The organism is Mycobacterium talmoniae, assembly GCF_001854525.1.
Taxonomy (GTDB): domain Bacteria; phylum Actinomycetota; class Actinomycetes; order Mycobacteriales; family Mycobacteriaceae; genus Mycobacterium; species Mycobacterium talmoniae.
The window spans coordinates 1-14918 of the sequence record NZ_MLQM01000137.1 but is presented as its reverse complement, the minus strand read 5'-3'; the positions used below and the strand labels follow the sequence as shown (position 1 = coordinate 14918).

At 69.3% G+C, this 14918-nt stretch carries 14 protein-coding genes and 1 pseudogene; 13 read left to right on the top strand and 2 right to left on the bottom strand.

Translation table 11 applies throughout. The annotated features are described in order from the left end of the window. From BKN37_RS20230 to BKN37_RS20210, 5 genes are all read left to right on the top strand, one after another. Positions 1-203, top strand: a 203-nt coding sequence (locus BKN37_RS20230) for a WXG100 family type VII secretion target (protein ID WP_095407148.1), incomplete at its 5' end; no start/stop codon positions are given. Between the two features lie 155 nt (positions 204-358). Beyond that, positions 359-1108 carry an MgtC/SapB family protein gene (locus tag BKN37_RS20225; protein ID WP_071028752.1) on the top strand — a complete coding sequence of 250 codons (750 nt, stop codon included), beginning with the start codon at positions 359-361 and terminating at the stop codon, positions 1106-1108. Positions 1109-1199: 91 nt separating this feature from the next. After that, positions 1200-2105 carry a sterol desaturase family protein gene (locus BKN37_RS20220; RefSeq protein ID WP_071028751.1) on the top strand — a complete coding sequence of 302 codons (906 nt, stop codon included), beginning with the start codon at positions 1200-1202 and terminating at the stop codon, positions 2103-2105. 178 nt (positions 2106-2283) lie between these two features. Continuing rightward, on the top strand, positions 2284-2880 hold the full coding sequence (locus tag BKN37_RS20215; RefSeq protein WP_071028750.1) for a LysM peptidoglycan-binding domain-containing protein: 597 nt from the start codon (positions 2284-2286) through the stop codon (positions 2878-2880). 161 nt (positions 2881-3041) lie between these two features. Continuing rightward, on the top strand, positions 3042-3710 hold the full coding sequence (locus BKN37_RS20210) for an Rv1815 family serine proteinase (protein WP_423212817.1): 669 nt from the start codon (positions 3042-3044) through the stop codon (positions 3708-3710). Between the two features lie 12 nt (positions 3711-3722). On the opposite strand, the gene BKN37_RS20205 is transcribed toward BKN37_RS20210, so the two are convergent. Continuing rightward, a complete protein-coding gene (locus BKN37_RS20205) occupies positions 3723-4181 on the bottom strand; it encodes a nitroreductase/quinone reductase family protein (protein ID WP_071028749.1) in 459 nt (152 codons plus the stop codon). Between the two features lie 115 nt (positions 4182-4296). Here BKN37_RS20205 and BKN37_RS20200 point away from each other — a divergent pair, with 115 nt between their 5' ends. The 3 genes from BKN37_RS20200 (at position 4297) to BKN37_RS20190 (ending at position 7046) form a co-directional block, all read left to right on the top strand. Next, a complete protein-coding gene (locus BKN37_RS20200) occupies positions 4297-5004 on the top strand; it encodes a TetR/AcrR family transcriptional regulator (protein ID WP_071028748.1) in 708 nt (235 codons plus the stop codon). A gap of 90 nt (positions 5005-5094) precedes the next feature. Then, the gene (locus BKN37_RS20195; RefSeq protein WP_071028747.1) at positions 5095-5595 is read left to right on the top strand and encodes a VOC family protein; all 501 of its coding nucleotides are present in this window, start codon (positions 5095-5097) and stop codon (positions 5593-5595) included. After that, positions 5592-7046, top strand: a complete 1455-nt coding sequence (locus tag BKN37_RS20190; RefSeq protein ID WP_071028746.1) for an FAD-binding protein — start codon at positions 5592-5594, stop codon at positions 7044-7046. The genes BKN37_RS20195 and BKN37_RS20190 overlap by 4 nt, the downstream gene beginning before the upstream one ends. Before the next feature lie 127 nt (positions 7047-7173). Here BKN37_RS20190 and BKN37_RS20185 read toward each other — a convergent pair whose 3' ends face one another. Beyond that, complete coding sequence (locus tag BKN37_RS20185) at positions 7174-9087, bottom strand: ABC transporter ATP-binding protein/permease (RefSeq protein ID WP_071028745.1); 1914 nt, start codon at positions 9085-9087, stop codon at positions 7174-7176. A gap of 110 nt (positions 9088-9197) precedes the next feature. Here BKN37_RS20185 and BKN37_RS20180 point away from each other — a divergent pair, with 110 nt between their 5' ends. The 5 genes and pseudogenes from BKN37_RS20180 to BKN37_RS20160 form a co-directional block, all read left to right on the top strand. Continuing rightward, positions 9198-10832, top strand: a complete 1635-nt coding sequence (locus BKN37_RS20180) for an acetolactate synthase (RefSeq protein WP_071028744.1) — start codon at positions 9198-9200, stop codon at positions 10830-10832. After that, positions 10832-11635 (top strand): GNAT family N-acetyltransferase, encoded by an 804-nt coding sequence (locus BKN37_RS20175; RefSeq protein ID WP_071028743.1) that lies wholly within the window; start codon positions 10832-10834, stop codon positions 11633-11635. The genes BKN37_RS20180 and BKN37_RS20175 overlap by 1 nt, the downstream gene beginning before the upstream one ends. Before the next feature lie 97 nt (positions 11636-11732). Continuing rightward, positions 11733-14057, top strand: coding sequence for an accessory Sec system translocase SecA2 (gene secA2 / locus BKN37_RS20170; protein ID WP_071028742.1), 2325 nt, complete (start codon positions 11733-11735; stop codon positions 14055-14057). A 67-nt stretch (positions 14058-14124) separates the two neighbouring features. Further along, positions 14125-14745 carry a CDP-alcohol phosphatidyltransferase family protein gene (locus BKN37_RS20165; protein ID WP_071028741.1) on the top strand — a complete coding sequence of 207 codons (621 nt, stop codon included), beginning with the start codon at positions 14125-14127 and terminating at the stop codon, positions 14743-14745. Further along, positions 14738-14918: pseudogene (locus BKN37_RS20160) on the top strand (hypothetical protein); the annotation flags it as partial. The gene BKN37_RS20165 and the pseudogene BKN37_RS20160, both read left to right, overlap by 8 nt.

Below are 14918 nucleotides of genomic sequence, written 5' to 3'. Positions count from 1 at the left end.
ATCAGGCGATCATTGCCGATGTGTTGGCTGCCGGTGACTTTTGGGGTGGGTCGGGGTCGGTGGCCTGCCAGGAGTTCATCACCCAGTTGGGTCGTAACTTCCAGGTGATTTATGAGCAGGCGGCCACGCACGGCACCAAGGTGCAGACCGCTGGCGGCAACATGGCCTCCACCGACGGCGCGGTCAGCGCCAGCTGGGCCTAACACCACCGGGGCGCCGAACGTGAACCGCTAGCGACGATCGGCGAAAAATCTCGCAAAGAATTCACGCTCGGCGCCCCGACTGGCGGCACACCCGACGCCGACCTCGTCCACACTGGTAGCGGGTTCCCCGCTGGACGCGAAACGAGAGGCGCCGGATGCAGACCTTGAGCATCGCCGATTTCACGGTGCGCCTGGCCGTCGGGTTGGGCTGCGGCGCGCTCATCGGCCTGGAGCGGCAGTGGCGGGCGCGGATGGCCGGGCTGCGCACCAACGCGCTGGTGGCGACCGGGGCCACCCTGTTCGTGCTGTACGCGGTGGCCGCCAACGATGTGGGCAGCCCCACCCGGGTCGCGTCGTATGTGGTGTCCGGGGTCGGGTTCCTCGGCGGTGGGGTCATCCTGCGCGAGGGCTTCAACGTCCGCGGCCTCAACACCGCCGCCACGCTGTGGTGCTCGGCGGCCGTCGGGGTGCTGGCCGCCGCCGGGCACCTGCTGTTCGCGCTGATCGCCACCGCGACGATCGTCGGCACCCACCTGCTGGGTCGCCCGCTGGGCCGGCTCATCGACCGCGACCATCACGTGGAGGAAGACGAACCCCAGCAGCCCTACCACCTGCAGGTGATCTGCCGCCCCAAAACCGAGAAGTACGCGCGCGCCCAGATCGTGCAGAACGCCGCCAGCAACGACATCACGTTGCGCGGATTCCACACCAGCCGCGCCGACAACGACACCATCGCCCTGACCGCGTATCTGCTGATGGACGGCCACGCCCCCGACCGACTGGAGCGCCTGGTCGCCGAACTCTCGCTGCAGCCGGGCGTCTACGCGGTGCACTGGTATTCCGATGACCAGCCCAGCCCCATTCCGCCGCCGGATTCGGTGTCCGAGCGCGGGAACGACCTGTAACGCCGGCGCCGCCATAGCGGCCACCCACTAGGCTCGTCGTGTGCCTGGCGTCGAGGCGATCGCGGATGCGCTCTCCGTGTTGCCCGAGCAAATGCGGGATCCGGTGTTGTTCGCCATCCCGTTCTTCCTGCTGCTGTTGATCCTGGAGTGGCTGGCCGCCCGCAAGCTGGAACAGCTCGAGCCGCGCCCCGCGGCCGGGGCCTACCTCGCCCGCGATGCCTGGGCCAGCATCTCGATGGGACTGGTTTCGGTGGCCACCACCGCCGGATGGAAGTTCCTCGCCCTGCTCGGCTACGCCGCCCTCTACGCCTACCTGGCACCGTGGCACCTGCCGGCCACCCGGTGGTACACCTGGGTGATCGCCATCCTCGGCGTGGACCTGCTGTACTACAGCTATCACCGCGTCGCGCACCGGGTGCGGCTGATCTGGGCGACACACCAGGCCCACCACTCCAGCCAGTATTTCAACTTCGCCACCGCGCTGCGCCAGAAGTGGAACAACAGCGGCGAGATCCTGGCCTGGATCCCGTTGCCGCTGTTGGGGATTCCGCCCTGGCTGGTGTTCGTCAGCTTCTCGGTCAACCTGATCTACCAGTTCTGGGTGCATACCGAGCGGATCGACAAGCTCCCGCGGCCGGTCGAATACGTCTTCAACACGCCGTCGCACCACCGCGTGCACCACGGCATGGATCCGGAATACCTGGACAAGAATTACGGCGGCATCCTGATCCTGTGGGATCGGCTGTTCGGCACGTTTGCGCCCGAGCTGTTCCGTCCGCACTACGGGCTGACCACCCAGGTCGACACCTTCAACATCTGGACCCTGCAGATCCACGAATACCGGGCCATCGCCCGCGACGTGCACGCGGCCACCCGGTGGCGCGACCGGCTCGGCTTCGTCCTCGGCCCGCCGGGATGGCGACCGAAAGCTGACATCGCGGTGTCCGGTCCGGGTGCCGCGTCGCCGATGGGAAACCGCGATCACCAACGGCTTTGATCGACCGCCCGCGTGTCGGCCGGACCGCTGTTTACCAGCTGTTGGCCGATCGGTTTGGATTTCGGCGAGTCGAACACGCCCCACACCACCGCAAAGTCAGTAGGCTCGCGGTCGTCGTGCACACGCAACGATGCCCGGCCGGTAGTGGCGGGGCCGCGCTAGTAAGAAGGGTAATGACGTGGGAGACACGCTCACCGCAGGAAAGAAACTCATTAAAGGGGAGTCGCTGACTTCGAACAATGGGGCCTACACCCTGACGCTGCAAGACGACGGCAACCTCGTGCTGGCGGTGCGCGGCAAGGCGATCTGGTCGACCGGCACCAACGGCCAGGACGTGGTGCGCGCCGAGGTGCAGCCGGACGGCAACTTCGTGCTCTACACCGCGGACAAGCCGGTGTGGCACACCGACACCAAGGGCAAAAAGGACGTCAAGCTCGTTCTGCAGGACGACCGCAACCTGGTGCTGTACGCCAAGGACGGCGCGGCCTGGTCGACCAAGACCGAGACCGACGCCCCGCCGCCGCCGGCGCCCGAGGCCGAAGCCCCTGCCGAAGAAGCCGCCCCCGCCGCGGAACCGGTCGTCGAGACCGTGACCGAGCCGGAGCCGGAACCGGAGCCCCAGGCGCGGACCTACACGGTGGTCTCCGGCGACACGCTGTGGGCCATCGCCGAGCGGTTCTACGGTGACGGCAACAAGTACCAGCAAATCGCCGACGCCAGCGGCATCGCCAACCCGGACCTGATCCAGCCGGGGCAGGTGCTCACCATCCCCTGATCGCTCGAACCCTGATCGCCGCGGCGGCCCAGCGATGCTCTGGGCCGCCGCGCTTTTTTGCCGCACCCCGGTCGGTAACGTTTGGCGTCGCTGCGCCGGTAACCTGGGCAGCCATTGGGTTTGGGTCGGTGCTGGGCCGGCCCCGACGATCGGAGTCGACGGTGCGGCGCGTGGTCACCCACCTGTTCACGGCGATGGTCGGCGCCGCGGTGCTGGCGGCGCTGCCCCCGGTGCCCGCGCGGGCCGACCCCGTGCTGGTGTACCCCGGTATGCAGATCGACCAGGACAACAACGTCTGCACCCTGGGCTACGTCGATCCCGGGTTGCGGGTGGCCTTCACCGCGGGCCACTGCCGCGGCAGCGGGGCCGTCACCGACCAGGACGGCCACCTGATCGGCAACCTGGCGACGTTCCGCGACAACACACCCAACGGCGCCACCGTCAACACCGACCAGCAGATCGCCGACTACGAGGCGATCGTGCTGGCCGACGACGTGCAGACCAACAACATCCTGCCCGGCGGGCGGGCCCTGGAATCCGCACCCGGGGTGTCCGCCCAGCCCGGCGAGGCGGTGTGCCACTTCGGCATCATCACCGGGGAGAGCTGCGGCACCGTGGAACGGGTCAACAACGGCTGGTTCACCATGACCGACGGCGTCATCAGCGAAAAGGGCGACTCCGGCGGACCGGTCTACGTGATCGGCGGCGGTGCGGCCCGCATCGTGGGGCTGTTCAACAGCACCTGGGGTCAGTATCCGGCCGCGGTGTCCTGGCAGGCCATCTCCCAGCAGGTCGGCGAGGACGTCGGGGTCCCCGCTCCGCCGACCTGACCGGTGGGCGGGTCATGCCGGTGACGCCGGGCCCGTCAGTAGCGCAAAGACCGGGATCGAGGGTGCGGCAGCGCGCAGTTCATCGTGGGTGGCGTCCGGTGTCAAACCGCCGACGTACCCTTTGACCTGCCAATACCATTTGGCGAGGTAGCGCTGCAGCAGTTCGGGTTTGGCGTCGTCGGCCAGTTCGGTGATGCCCATCGGCCGACGGTGCCAGCGCGGTCCGAGCTCGACGACGCCCGCGGCGCGGACGTTGCGCACCCACTGAGTGTTACCGCGCGGTGAGACCAGGTAGCGCGCGCCGTCGACGGTGAGGAGGTTGACCACCACGCCGCGAGGTTTCCCGGTCGTGCGGCCCCGGACCCGAAGGGCTCGTGTTCCCGCGATGCTGATCCCCGCTTCGGCGAGCCACCGGATCAGGGTGTTCGGGGCGCGGGCGGCCCAGTTCGGTTGGTCGTATCGAGCGGACATGACGGGTCCTTCCGCGATTTGCCGAGAATTCGAGAGCGGCGCTCTCGAAGATGAGGGTGCCACGGCGCGGGCCGAAATTCAAGAGCAGTGATCTCGGTTCTGCCAAACTGGGTGCGTGGGCAAACGTCAGGAGTCGCGGGACCGTATCGAGGCGCAGATCATCGCACTGGGCCGGCGTCACCTGGTCAGTGCCGGCGCGGCCGGGTTGTCGCTCCGGGCGATCGCGCGCGACCTGGGCATGGTGTCCTCGGCGGTGTATCGATATGTGGCCAGCCGTGACGAGTTGCTGACGTTGTTGCTCGTCGACGCCTACACCGATCTCGCGGACACGGTGGACCGGGCCCGGGTGGCGGGGTCGGACTCGTGGCGTGCCGAGGTCCTCGCCATCGCCCGGGCGGCACGGCAGTGGGCGGTGGCACAACCCGCCAGCTGGGCGCTGCTGTACGGCAGTCCGGTGCCCGGTTATCAGGCGCCGCCGGAACGGACCGTCGGACCCGGCACCCGCGTCGTCGGCGCCCTGTTCGACGCGGTCTCCGCGGGGGTCCGCGCCGGCGAGGTCGCGGTCGCCAATACCCCAGCGCCACAACCCATATCATCGGATTTCGACCGATTGCGCCGCGAGTTCGGTTGTGCCGGCGACGACGCCATCGTCGCCAAATGCTTCTTGATCTGGGCCGCGGTGGTCGGCGCCATCAGTCTGGAGGTGTTCGGCGGGTACGGGCCTGACACGTTGACCGAACCCGGGGCCGTGTTCGACACCCAGGTGCGGCTGTTGCTGGGCACCCTGGCTCAACCGTCGACCGCCCTGGGCTGGGAAAAATAGAACGCGTTCATTTGCTGCGACGTGGCGCGGCTTCGATGATCTGGGCAACCATCTTCTGCCCGGCGGCGGGCTGGGCTATCCTGCCAGGCAATGAGAAACTCTGCCCAGACACCTGTCCAGATCGCCTGGGTGACCCCCGACCTGGACGCCACCGAAACGGCTCTCACCGGGCTGTTAGGGGTGAAGAAGTGGGTGCGGATGCCGGAGGTGCACTTCGGTCCGGACACCTGCAGCTACCGGGGCAGGCCGGCGGACTTCGTGGCCAGCATCTCGCTGAGCTACCTCGGTGAGATGCAGCTGGAGCTGATTCAACCGGTCCGCGGGGAGAACATCTATAGTGACTTTCTCCGCGACAGCGGGCCGGGTCTGCACCACATCTGCGTCGAGGCCGACAGCCCGGAGGGCTTTGCTGCCGCACTGGCCGCGGCCGGCGACGACGGCGCGACGGTGGTGCAGCAGGGGGTGATGCCGGGCGGGATGCGGTTCGCCTACCTGTCCGCCCCGCAGGCCGCGGTGCCGTTCGTGGAGATCGCGCATATCGGTCCGGAGATCCGAGCGTTTTTCGACTACATCAAACAGGAGCAGCGGTGAGCACCCAGATTCCAGCAACAGTTCACGCCGACGACGTGACCTCGTGGTCCGACGACGTCGACGTGGTGGTGGTCGGCTTCGGCATCGCCGGCGGCTGCGCGGCGGTCAGCGCCGCGGCCGCCGGGGCGCGGGTGCTGGTGCTCGAACGTGCCGCCGCGGCGGGCGGCACCACCGCGATGGCGGGTGGGCATTTCTACCTCGGCGGCGGCACCGCCGTCCAGCAGGCCACCGGTCACCCCGACACACCCGACGAGATGTACAAGTACCTGGTCGCGGTGTCCCGCGAACCCGAACACGACAAGATCCGGGCGTACTGCGACGGCAGCGTCGAACACTTCAACTGGTTGGAGGACTTGGGCTTTCAGTTTGAGCGCAGCTACTACCCGGAGAAGGCGGTGATCCAGCCCAACACCGAGGGGCTGATGTACACCGGCAACGAGAAGGTGTGGCCGTTCAAGGATCAGGCGGTGCCGGCCCCGCGCGGGCACAAGGTGCCGGTGCCTGGCGACACCGAGGGCGCCAAGCTGGTGATCGACCTGCTGCTCAAACGCGCCGAGCAGCTCGGCGTGCAGATCCGCTATGAGACCGGGGCCACCGAGCTGGTGGTCGACGGCGCCGGGGCGGTGACCGGGGTGGGCTGGAAGCGGTTCACCGAAACCGGGGCGATCCGGGCCAAGGCCGTGATCATCGCCGCCGGCGGCTTCGTGATGAACCCGGACATGGTCGCCCAGTACACCCCGAAGCTGGCCGAGAAACCGTTCGTGCTGGGCAACACCTACGACGACGGCCTGGGCATCCGGCTGGGGGTGTCGGCGGGCGGCGCCACCAAACACATGGATCAGGTGTTCATCACCGCGCCGGCCTACCCGCCGTCGATCCTGTTGACCGGGATCATCGTCAACAAGCTGGGGCAGCGGTTCGTCGCCGAGGACTCCTACCACTCCCGCACCTCCGGGTTCGTGATGGATCAGCCCGACAGCGCGGCGTTCCTGATCGTCGACGAAGCCCACCTCAAGCATCCGCAGGTGCCGCTGGTTCCGCTGATCGACGGTTGGGAAACCGTGGCCGAGATGGAAGCGGCGCTGGGCATCCCGGAAGGCAACCTGGTGGCGACGCTGGACCGCTACAACAGCTACGCCGCCCGTGGCGAAGACCCCGACTTCCACAAGCAGCCGGAATTCCTTGCCCCGCAAGACCATGGGCCGTGGGGCGCGTTCGACCTGTCGCTGGGCAAGGCGATGTATGCCGGGTTCACCATCGGCGGGCTGCGCACCTCGGTCGACGGACAGGTGCTGCGCGAGGACGGCAGCGTGGTGGCCGGGCTGTACGCCGCCGGCGCCTGTGCGGCCAATCTCGCCCAGGACGGCAAGGGCTACGCCAGCGGCACCCAGCTGGGGGAGGGCTCGTTCTTCGGCCGCCGCGCCGGCACCCACGCCGCGGGTCTGGGGTAGCCCTCCCCGCGAGCGCCCCTCCCGCGAGGGTGGCCTTCCCGCGAGGGTGCGCAAATGTACAGCGACACGCCGGTGGGAGTGGCATTTTGCGCACGCTCGCGGCTCATGCCGAGGGTGTGCCGGGCGGCTACACCCGGGCGGGCTCGTTTTCGATCCGGCCCAGCCGCCACCGGCCCTCGCCGAGCAGCTCCAGATGGTGGTTGTGGTGTTGCTCGACGGTGCCGCGGTGGCTGACGCTGACCATGATGGTGTCGGGTAATTCGGTGCGCAGCAAACGATACAGCGTCATCTCCAGGCCCTCGTCGAGCGCCGAGGTCGCCTCGTCGAGGAACACCGCCTTGGGTTTGGTCAACAGCACCCGGGCGAACGCGACGCGCTGCTGCTCACCGGGGGAAAGCACCTTCACCCAGTCCCGATTCTCGTCGAGGCGGTTAACCAGGTGTGGCAGAGCGACTTTGACGAGTGCATCCTGCAGTTCGGCCTCGGGAATCTCACCCTCGGACGCCGGGTAGGACACCACCGCGCGCAGATCACCCAGCGGCACATACGGCAACTGGGACAAGAACATCGTCTCGTTCGCTGCGTCGGGGCGTCGTAGCGTCCCCGAGGCGTACGGCCACAACTGCGCCAGACTGCGCAGCAGGGTCGTCTTGCCGCTGCCGGACGGCCCGGTGATCACCAAGGCGTCGCCCGCCGACAGGTGCACGTCGAGGGTGTCGATGAGCTGATCGCCGTCCGGGGTGCGCACCTCGACTCCCTCGATGGCGACTGAATCGTCCTCGCTGGGCAGCGTCAGCAGCTCGGGCAGCGCCCGCGACTTTTCGTCGGCGTCGACCAACCCGTGGAGACGGATGATGGCCGCGCGGTAACTGGCGAAGTTGTCGTAGGCGTTGCGGAAGAACGACAGCGAATCGTGCATATTGCCAAACGCGGACGCGGTCTGGGACACGTCACCGAAGGTGATCTGGCTGGCGAACAACCTCGGTGCCTGAACCACCCACGGCACCACCACGATCGCCTGAGTCACTGATATGTTCCATCCGAACCACCCGATGGTGCGGTTCACGTAGCGCAGGTAGTTGTCGATGATCGGCGTGAACAACGCTCGCAGCTGCCCGCGCTCGGCCCGCTCACCCCGGTAGAAGCCGACCGCCTCGGCGGCGTCCCGTACTCGTACCAACGCGTAGCGGAAGGCGGCGTTGGTGAGCTCGTTGCGGAAACTCAACCGGATCAGTGGCCGCCCGATCCAGAACGCGAAGATGGTCGCGACCAGCACGTAGACGATCACGATCCAGAACATCGCCCGCGGCATGCTGACTCCGAAGACCGTCAGCGTCCCGGACAGGTTCCACAGAATGGCCGCAAATGAGATCACCGAAACCACCGACTGCACCGCACCGAACAACAGCGTGGTGCCGGTGCCATTGGCGGGCGAGTTGGGCGTGCCCCCCGCCCCGGCGGTGAATATGTCGATGTCCTGCTGGATGCGTTGGTCCGGGTTGTCGATGGTGTTGTCGATGAACCGGGACCGGTAGTAGGCGCGGCCCTCCAGCCAGTCGCCGGTCAGCCGGTCGGTGAGCCACACTCGCCAGGCCACCATGAAGCGCTGCATCAGGTAGATGTCGAGCATGTAGCGCGCAATGTGCAGCACCGCCATCAACGAGAAGATGGTGATCGACATCCAGAACCCGTGCACGCCAGACTGTTTGACCTCCGCGTTGTGGGCGGCAGCACCCTGGAACGCGGTTTGCAGCGACGAGTACATGTCGTTGCCCTGGTAGCTGAACAGCACATTGAGCCGCACCGCGAGGATGACCGATAACAACAGCACCCCGAGCATCAGCCAGACCCGGACGCTGCCGCGGCCGGTGAAGTAGTCGCCGGTGATCCGCCAGAACTGGTGCCCCCACGGGGTGAGCAACTTCAACAGCAGCAGCACCCCGACCACGCAGAACGCGGTGATCAACCACGCGATCGCCACCCACCGCAGCGAATCGGGCAGCGCATGGCCCCAGTCGATCGACGGCTCGAACGGTTTCACCTGCGGCTTCTCCTTGTTGCTGTGCCTGACGCTCTGCGGCGAAGCTACCGCACCGCGCGGTCTCGGGCATGCGCCGGTTTTCCTGGGGGCGCATCGCTACGCTCGCCAAGATGAGCAGCGCACCGCCCGGCCCCGTGCACGCCGGCCGGCTGGTCGCCCGGCGGCTGAAGGCCAGCGGCATCGACACCGTCTTCACCTTGTCCGGCGGCCATTTGTTCTCCATCTACGACGGCTGCCGCAGCGAGGGCATCCGGCTGATCGACACCCGCCACGAGCAGACCGCGACGTTTGCCGCCGAAGGCTGGTCGAAGGTGACCCGGCAACCGGGGGTCGCCGCGCTGACCGCCGGGCCCGGGGTCACCAACGGGATGAGCGCGATGGCCGCCGCCCAGCAGAACGGTTCGCCGCTGCTGGTGCTGGGCGGGCGGGCACCGGCGGGCCGGCGGGGGATGGGGTCGCTGCAGGAGATCGACCACGTCCCGTTCGTGGCGCCGCTGACCCGCCTCGCGGCCACCGCCGCGTCGGCCGAACAGGCTGGCCGGTGCGTCGATGACGCGCTGCGGGCGACGGTCACCGCGCCGACGGGGGTGAGCTTCGTCGATTTCCCGATGGATCACGTCTTCGGTGCGGCCGTCGACGACGACGCGGTAGGCGCGTTGAGCGACCTGCCCGCCCCGGCGCCGCCGGACGGCACCGCGGTGCAGCGCGCCGCCGACCTGCTGGCCACCGCGCAGCGGCCGGTGATCATGGCCGGGACCAACGTGTGGTGGGGGCACGCCGAGGCGGCGTTGCGCGCGTTGGCCGAGCAGCGGCGGATCCCGGTGCTGATGAACGGGATGGCCCGCGGCGCGGTGCCCGCCGACGATGCGCTGGCCTTCTCCCGGGCGCGGGGCAAAGCCCTCAAAGAAGCCGACGTGGCGCTGGTGGTCGGGGTGCCGATGGATTTCCGGCTCGGCTTCGGCGCGGTGTTCGGGCAGCAGACCCAGCTGATCGTCGTCGACCGCGCCCAACCCGCGCGTGACCATCCGCGCCCGGTCGCCGCCGAACTCTACGGGGACCTCACCGCGATCTTGTCGGCGCTGGCCGGCGCCGGACCCGATCACCGCGGGTGGATCGACGAGCTGCGGGCGGCCGAGGCCGCGGCCCGCGCCGCCGAGCGCGCCGAACTGGCCGACGAGCGCAGCCCGCTGCACCCGATGCGGGTGTACGCCGAGCTGGCGCCGCTGCTGGACCGCGACGCGATCATCGTCATCGATGGCGGCGACTTCGGGTCCTACGCGGGACGGATGATCGACAGCTATGTGCCCGGCGCCTGGCTGGACAGCGGGCCGTTCGGCTGCCTGGGCTCGGGTCCGGGCTACGCGCTGGCCGCCAAACTCGCCCGGCCCGACCGGCAGGTGGTGCTGCTGCAGGGCGACGGCGCGTTCGGCTTCTCCGGCATGGAATGGGACACCCTGGCCCGCCACCACGTGCCCGTCGTCTCGGTGATCGGCAACAACGGCATCTGGGCGCTGGAGAAACACCCGATGGAGGCGCTGTACGGCTATTCGGTGGTCGCCGAGCTGCGGCCGGAAACCCGCTACGACGCGGTGGTGGCGGCGCTGGGCGGGCACGGCGAGCTGGTGGCCCGCCCGGCCGAGCTGCGGCCCGCGCTGGAGCGGGCCTTCGCCAGCGGGCTGCCGGCCGTCGTCAACACCCTGACCGACCCGGCGGTGGCCTACCCGCGCCGATCCAACCTGGCCTGATGGAGGTCCGCCGGCACCACGCGGTCGACGACTTCCGCACGGTCGCCGAACCGATCTACCGGCGCGACCCGGTGCTGTGCACCGTCGAGCTGACCCTGCTGGGCAGCGACCCATGGCCCTATGCCGATCCGTTGTTGCTCACCGCGTGGCACGACGGGGCGGCCGTGGGCGCGGCGCTGCAGACACCGCCGATGCCGCTGCTGTGCACCGCCCTGCCCGAGCCGGCGCTCGGCCCGATGGCCGACGCGGCGGCGCGGGCCCGCCCGCAGCTGCCCGGGGTCCGCGGGGTGCGCCACATCGCGCTGGGCTTCGCCGCGCGGTGGCGGGCGGTGACCGGACACAGCGGGCGGGTGCGCACCGAGGAGCGGCTGTACCGGCTGGGCGCGCTGCGCCCGCCACGCGTGGCCGGCGCGCACCGGGTCGGCGCCGACACCGAGCTGCTCGACGCCTGGTTCAGCGCCTTCCAGGCCGAGGCGCTCGGCGAGGCCCCGCCCGGCCCGCGCGGGTCGGGCACCGACCTGCTGTGGTGCGTGCACGGCGTGCCGGTCAGCTGGGCCCGGGTCCGGCCGCCCGCCGCCGGGGTATCGCGCGTCGGGCCGGTGTACACACCGCCGGACCGTCGGGGACGCGGCTACGGGTCGGCGGTGACCGCCGCCGCGGCGCGGTGGGCGCTCGATGCCGGGGCCGCCGAGGTGGTGTTGTTCACCGATCTGGCCAATCCGGTGTCCAATGCGATCTATCAGCGCATCGGGTTTGAACCGGTCGCCGACCTGGTCCGCATCGACTTCGTCGCCGCGCCGTGACCCCGCCCGCGAGCGTGCGCAGATCCGGGTTTTCGCCCGGTGTGTCGGCCGGGGACACGCACGCTCGCGGGGATGGGCCACCGCGTACGGTTGTGCTGTGGCCAAAACGACCAGCACCAAACCGGGCCGGCTGAGCGGCAAGTTCTGGAAGCTTCTCGGCGCCAGCGCGGAGAAGAACCAGAGCCGTTCGCTGGCCGAGGTGACCGCCTCGGCCGACTACGACGAGAAGGCGGCCGCCCTGACCGACGAGAAGCTGCGCAAGGCCGCGCAGCTGCTCAACCTCGACGACCTCGCCGAGTCGGTGGACATTCCGCAGTTCCTGGCGATCGCGCGGGAGGCCGCCGAGCGATCCACCGGGCTGCGGCCGTTCGACGTGCAGCTGCTGGGCGCGCTGCGGATGCTGGCCGGCGACGTGATCGAGATGGCCACCGGCGAGGGCAAAACCCTGGCCGGCGCGATCGCGGCGGCCGGCTACGCGCTGGGCGGCCGGCACGTGCACGTCATCACCATCAACGACTACCTGGCCCGCCGCGACGCCGAATGGATGGGCCCGCTGCTCGAGGCGCTGGGCCTGACCGTCGGCTGGGTGGCCGCCGAGTCCACCGCCGAGCAGCGGCGCGCCGCCTACCAGTGCGACGTCACCTACGCCTCGGTCAACGAGGTCGGCTTCGACGTGCTGCGCGACCAGTTGGTCACCGACGTCGAGGACCTGGTGTCGCCCAACCCGGACGTCGCGCTGATCGACGAGGCAGACTCGGTGCTGGTCGACGAGGCGCTGGTGCCGCTGGTGTTGGCCGGCACCACCCACCGCGAGCAGCCGCGGGTCGAGATCATCCAACTGGTCGGCGAGCTGATCCCGGGCACCGACTACGACACCGACGCCGACAGCCGCAACGTGCACCTGACCGAGGCCGGCGCCCAAAAGATCGAGACCAAACTCGGTGGCATCGACCTGTATTCGGAGGAACACGTCGGCACCACGCTCACCGAGGTCAACGTGGCGCTGCACGCCCATGTGCTGCTGCAGCGCGACGTGCACTACATCGTCCGCGACAACGCGGTGCACCTGATCAACGCCTCCCGGGGCCGCATCGCGCAGCTGCAGCGCTGGCCGGACGGGCTGCAGGCCGCCGTCGAGGCCAAGGAGGGCATCGACACCACCGAGACCGGCGAGGTGCTCGACACCATCACCGTGCAGGCGCTGATCAACCGGTATCCGACGGTGTGCGGTATGACCGGTACCGCGCTGGCCGCCGGGGAGCAGCTGCGACAGTTCTACAAGCTGGGGGTGTCCCAGATCCCGCCGAACACCCCCAACATCCGCGAGGATCAGGCCGACCGGGTGTACATCACCGCGGCCGCCAAGATCGACGCCATCATCGAGCACATCGCGCAGGTCCACGAGACCGGGCAGCCGGTGCTGATCGGCACCCACGACGTCGCCGAATCCGAGGAGCTGCACGAGCGGCTGGTCAAAGCCGGGGTCCCGGCGGTGGTGCTCAACGCGAAAAACGACGCCGAGGAGGCCCAGATCATCGCCGAGGCCGGCAAGCTGGGTGCGGTGACGGTGTCCACCCAGATGGCCGGGCGCGGCACCGACATCCGGCTGGGCGGCTCCGATGAAGCCGACCACGACGAGGTGGCCGAGCTGGGCGGGTTGCACGTGGTGGGCACCGGTCGGCACCGCACCGAACGGCTGGACAACCAGCTGCGCGGCCGGGCCGGTCGCCAGGGCGACCCGGGTTCGTCGGTGTTCTTCGCCAGCTGGGAAGACGACGTCGTCACCGAGCACCTGGAACCGGAGAAGCTGCCCACCGACTGCGATGAGGACGGCCAGATCCTCAGCCCCAAGGCGGCCGGGTTGCTCAGCCACGCGCAGCGGGTCGCCGAGGGCCGGCTGCTCGATGTGCACGCCAACACCTGGCGCTACAACGAGCTGACCGCCCAGCAGCGCGGCATCCTCGTCGAGCGGCGCAACACCTTGCTGTCCACCGCCACCGCGCGCGAGGAGCTCGCCGAGCTGGCGCCGAAACGCTACGAGGAACTGTCCGAGGACCTGTCCGAGGAGCAGCTGGAGAAGATCTGCCGGCTGATCATGCTGTATCACCTGGACCGCGGCTGGGCCGACCACCTGGCGTATCTGGCCGACATCCGGGAAAGCATTCACCTGCGCGCGCTGGGCCGGCAAAACCCGCTCGACGAATTCCACCGGATGGCGATCGACGCGTTCGCGTCGCTGGCCGCCGACGCGATCGAGGCGGCGCAGCAGACGTTCGAAACCTCCGCCGCGATCGAGGACGAACCGGGCATCGACCTGTCCAAACTGGCCCGGCCGACCTCGACGTGGACCTACATGGTGCACGACAACCCGTTGGCCGACGACACCCTTTCGGCGCTGAGCCTGCCGGGGGTGTTCCGCTAGCCCGGCGACGATGCAGAGCGCGGCGCGCGATGAGGAGGAGCCGGGCAATTGGGCTAGGGTCACGCTCATGGAGCCCGTGGACGTCGACCATCGGGTGCTGACGGTGCCCAACGTGCTGAGCGTGGTCCGGCTGCTGCTGATCGGCGTCTTCCTGTACCTGCTGTTGGTCCCGCACGCCGACGGCTGGGCGGTGGCCATCCTGATGTTCAGCGGGGCCTCCGACTGGGCGGACGGCAAGATCGCCCGGCTGCTGAACCAGTCGTCGCGGCTGGGCATGCTGCTGGACCCGGCCGTGGACCGGCTCTACATGCTGGCCGTCCCGATCGCGATGGCGTGCCGGCACCTGGTGCCGTGGTGGTTCATCGTGGTGCTGTTGGCCCGCGACGGGCTGCTGGCCGCGACGTTGCCGGTGCTGCGCAGCCGCGGGCTGTCCGCGTTGCCGGTGACCTATGTCGGCAAGGCCGCGACGTTCGCGTTGATGTCGGGTTTCCCGTTGGTGCTGCTCGGCCAGTACGACGCCCTGTGGGCGGTGCGGGCCTGCGGGTGGGCGTTTTTGATCTGGGGCCTGGGCATGTACCTGTGGTCGTTCGTCGTCTACCTGGTGCAGGTGGTGCTGGTGGTGCGACGGCTGCCCAAACTCGGCCCCACCGCCGCCGAGGCGCTGTCCGGCGGAACCGATCATGGCTGACCGCGAACAGCCGTTCCCCGGCTACGCGCTGGGCGGCTACGACCCCAGCGCCGGGCGCCAGGCGCACGCCGCGGACCGGCCGCAATCCATCCCGGTGCCCTCGCTGCTGCGGTCGCTGCTGTCCGATCACCTGGACCCGGGGTATGCCGCGGCCGCGGCGCGGCGTACCCAGG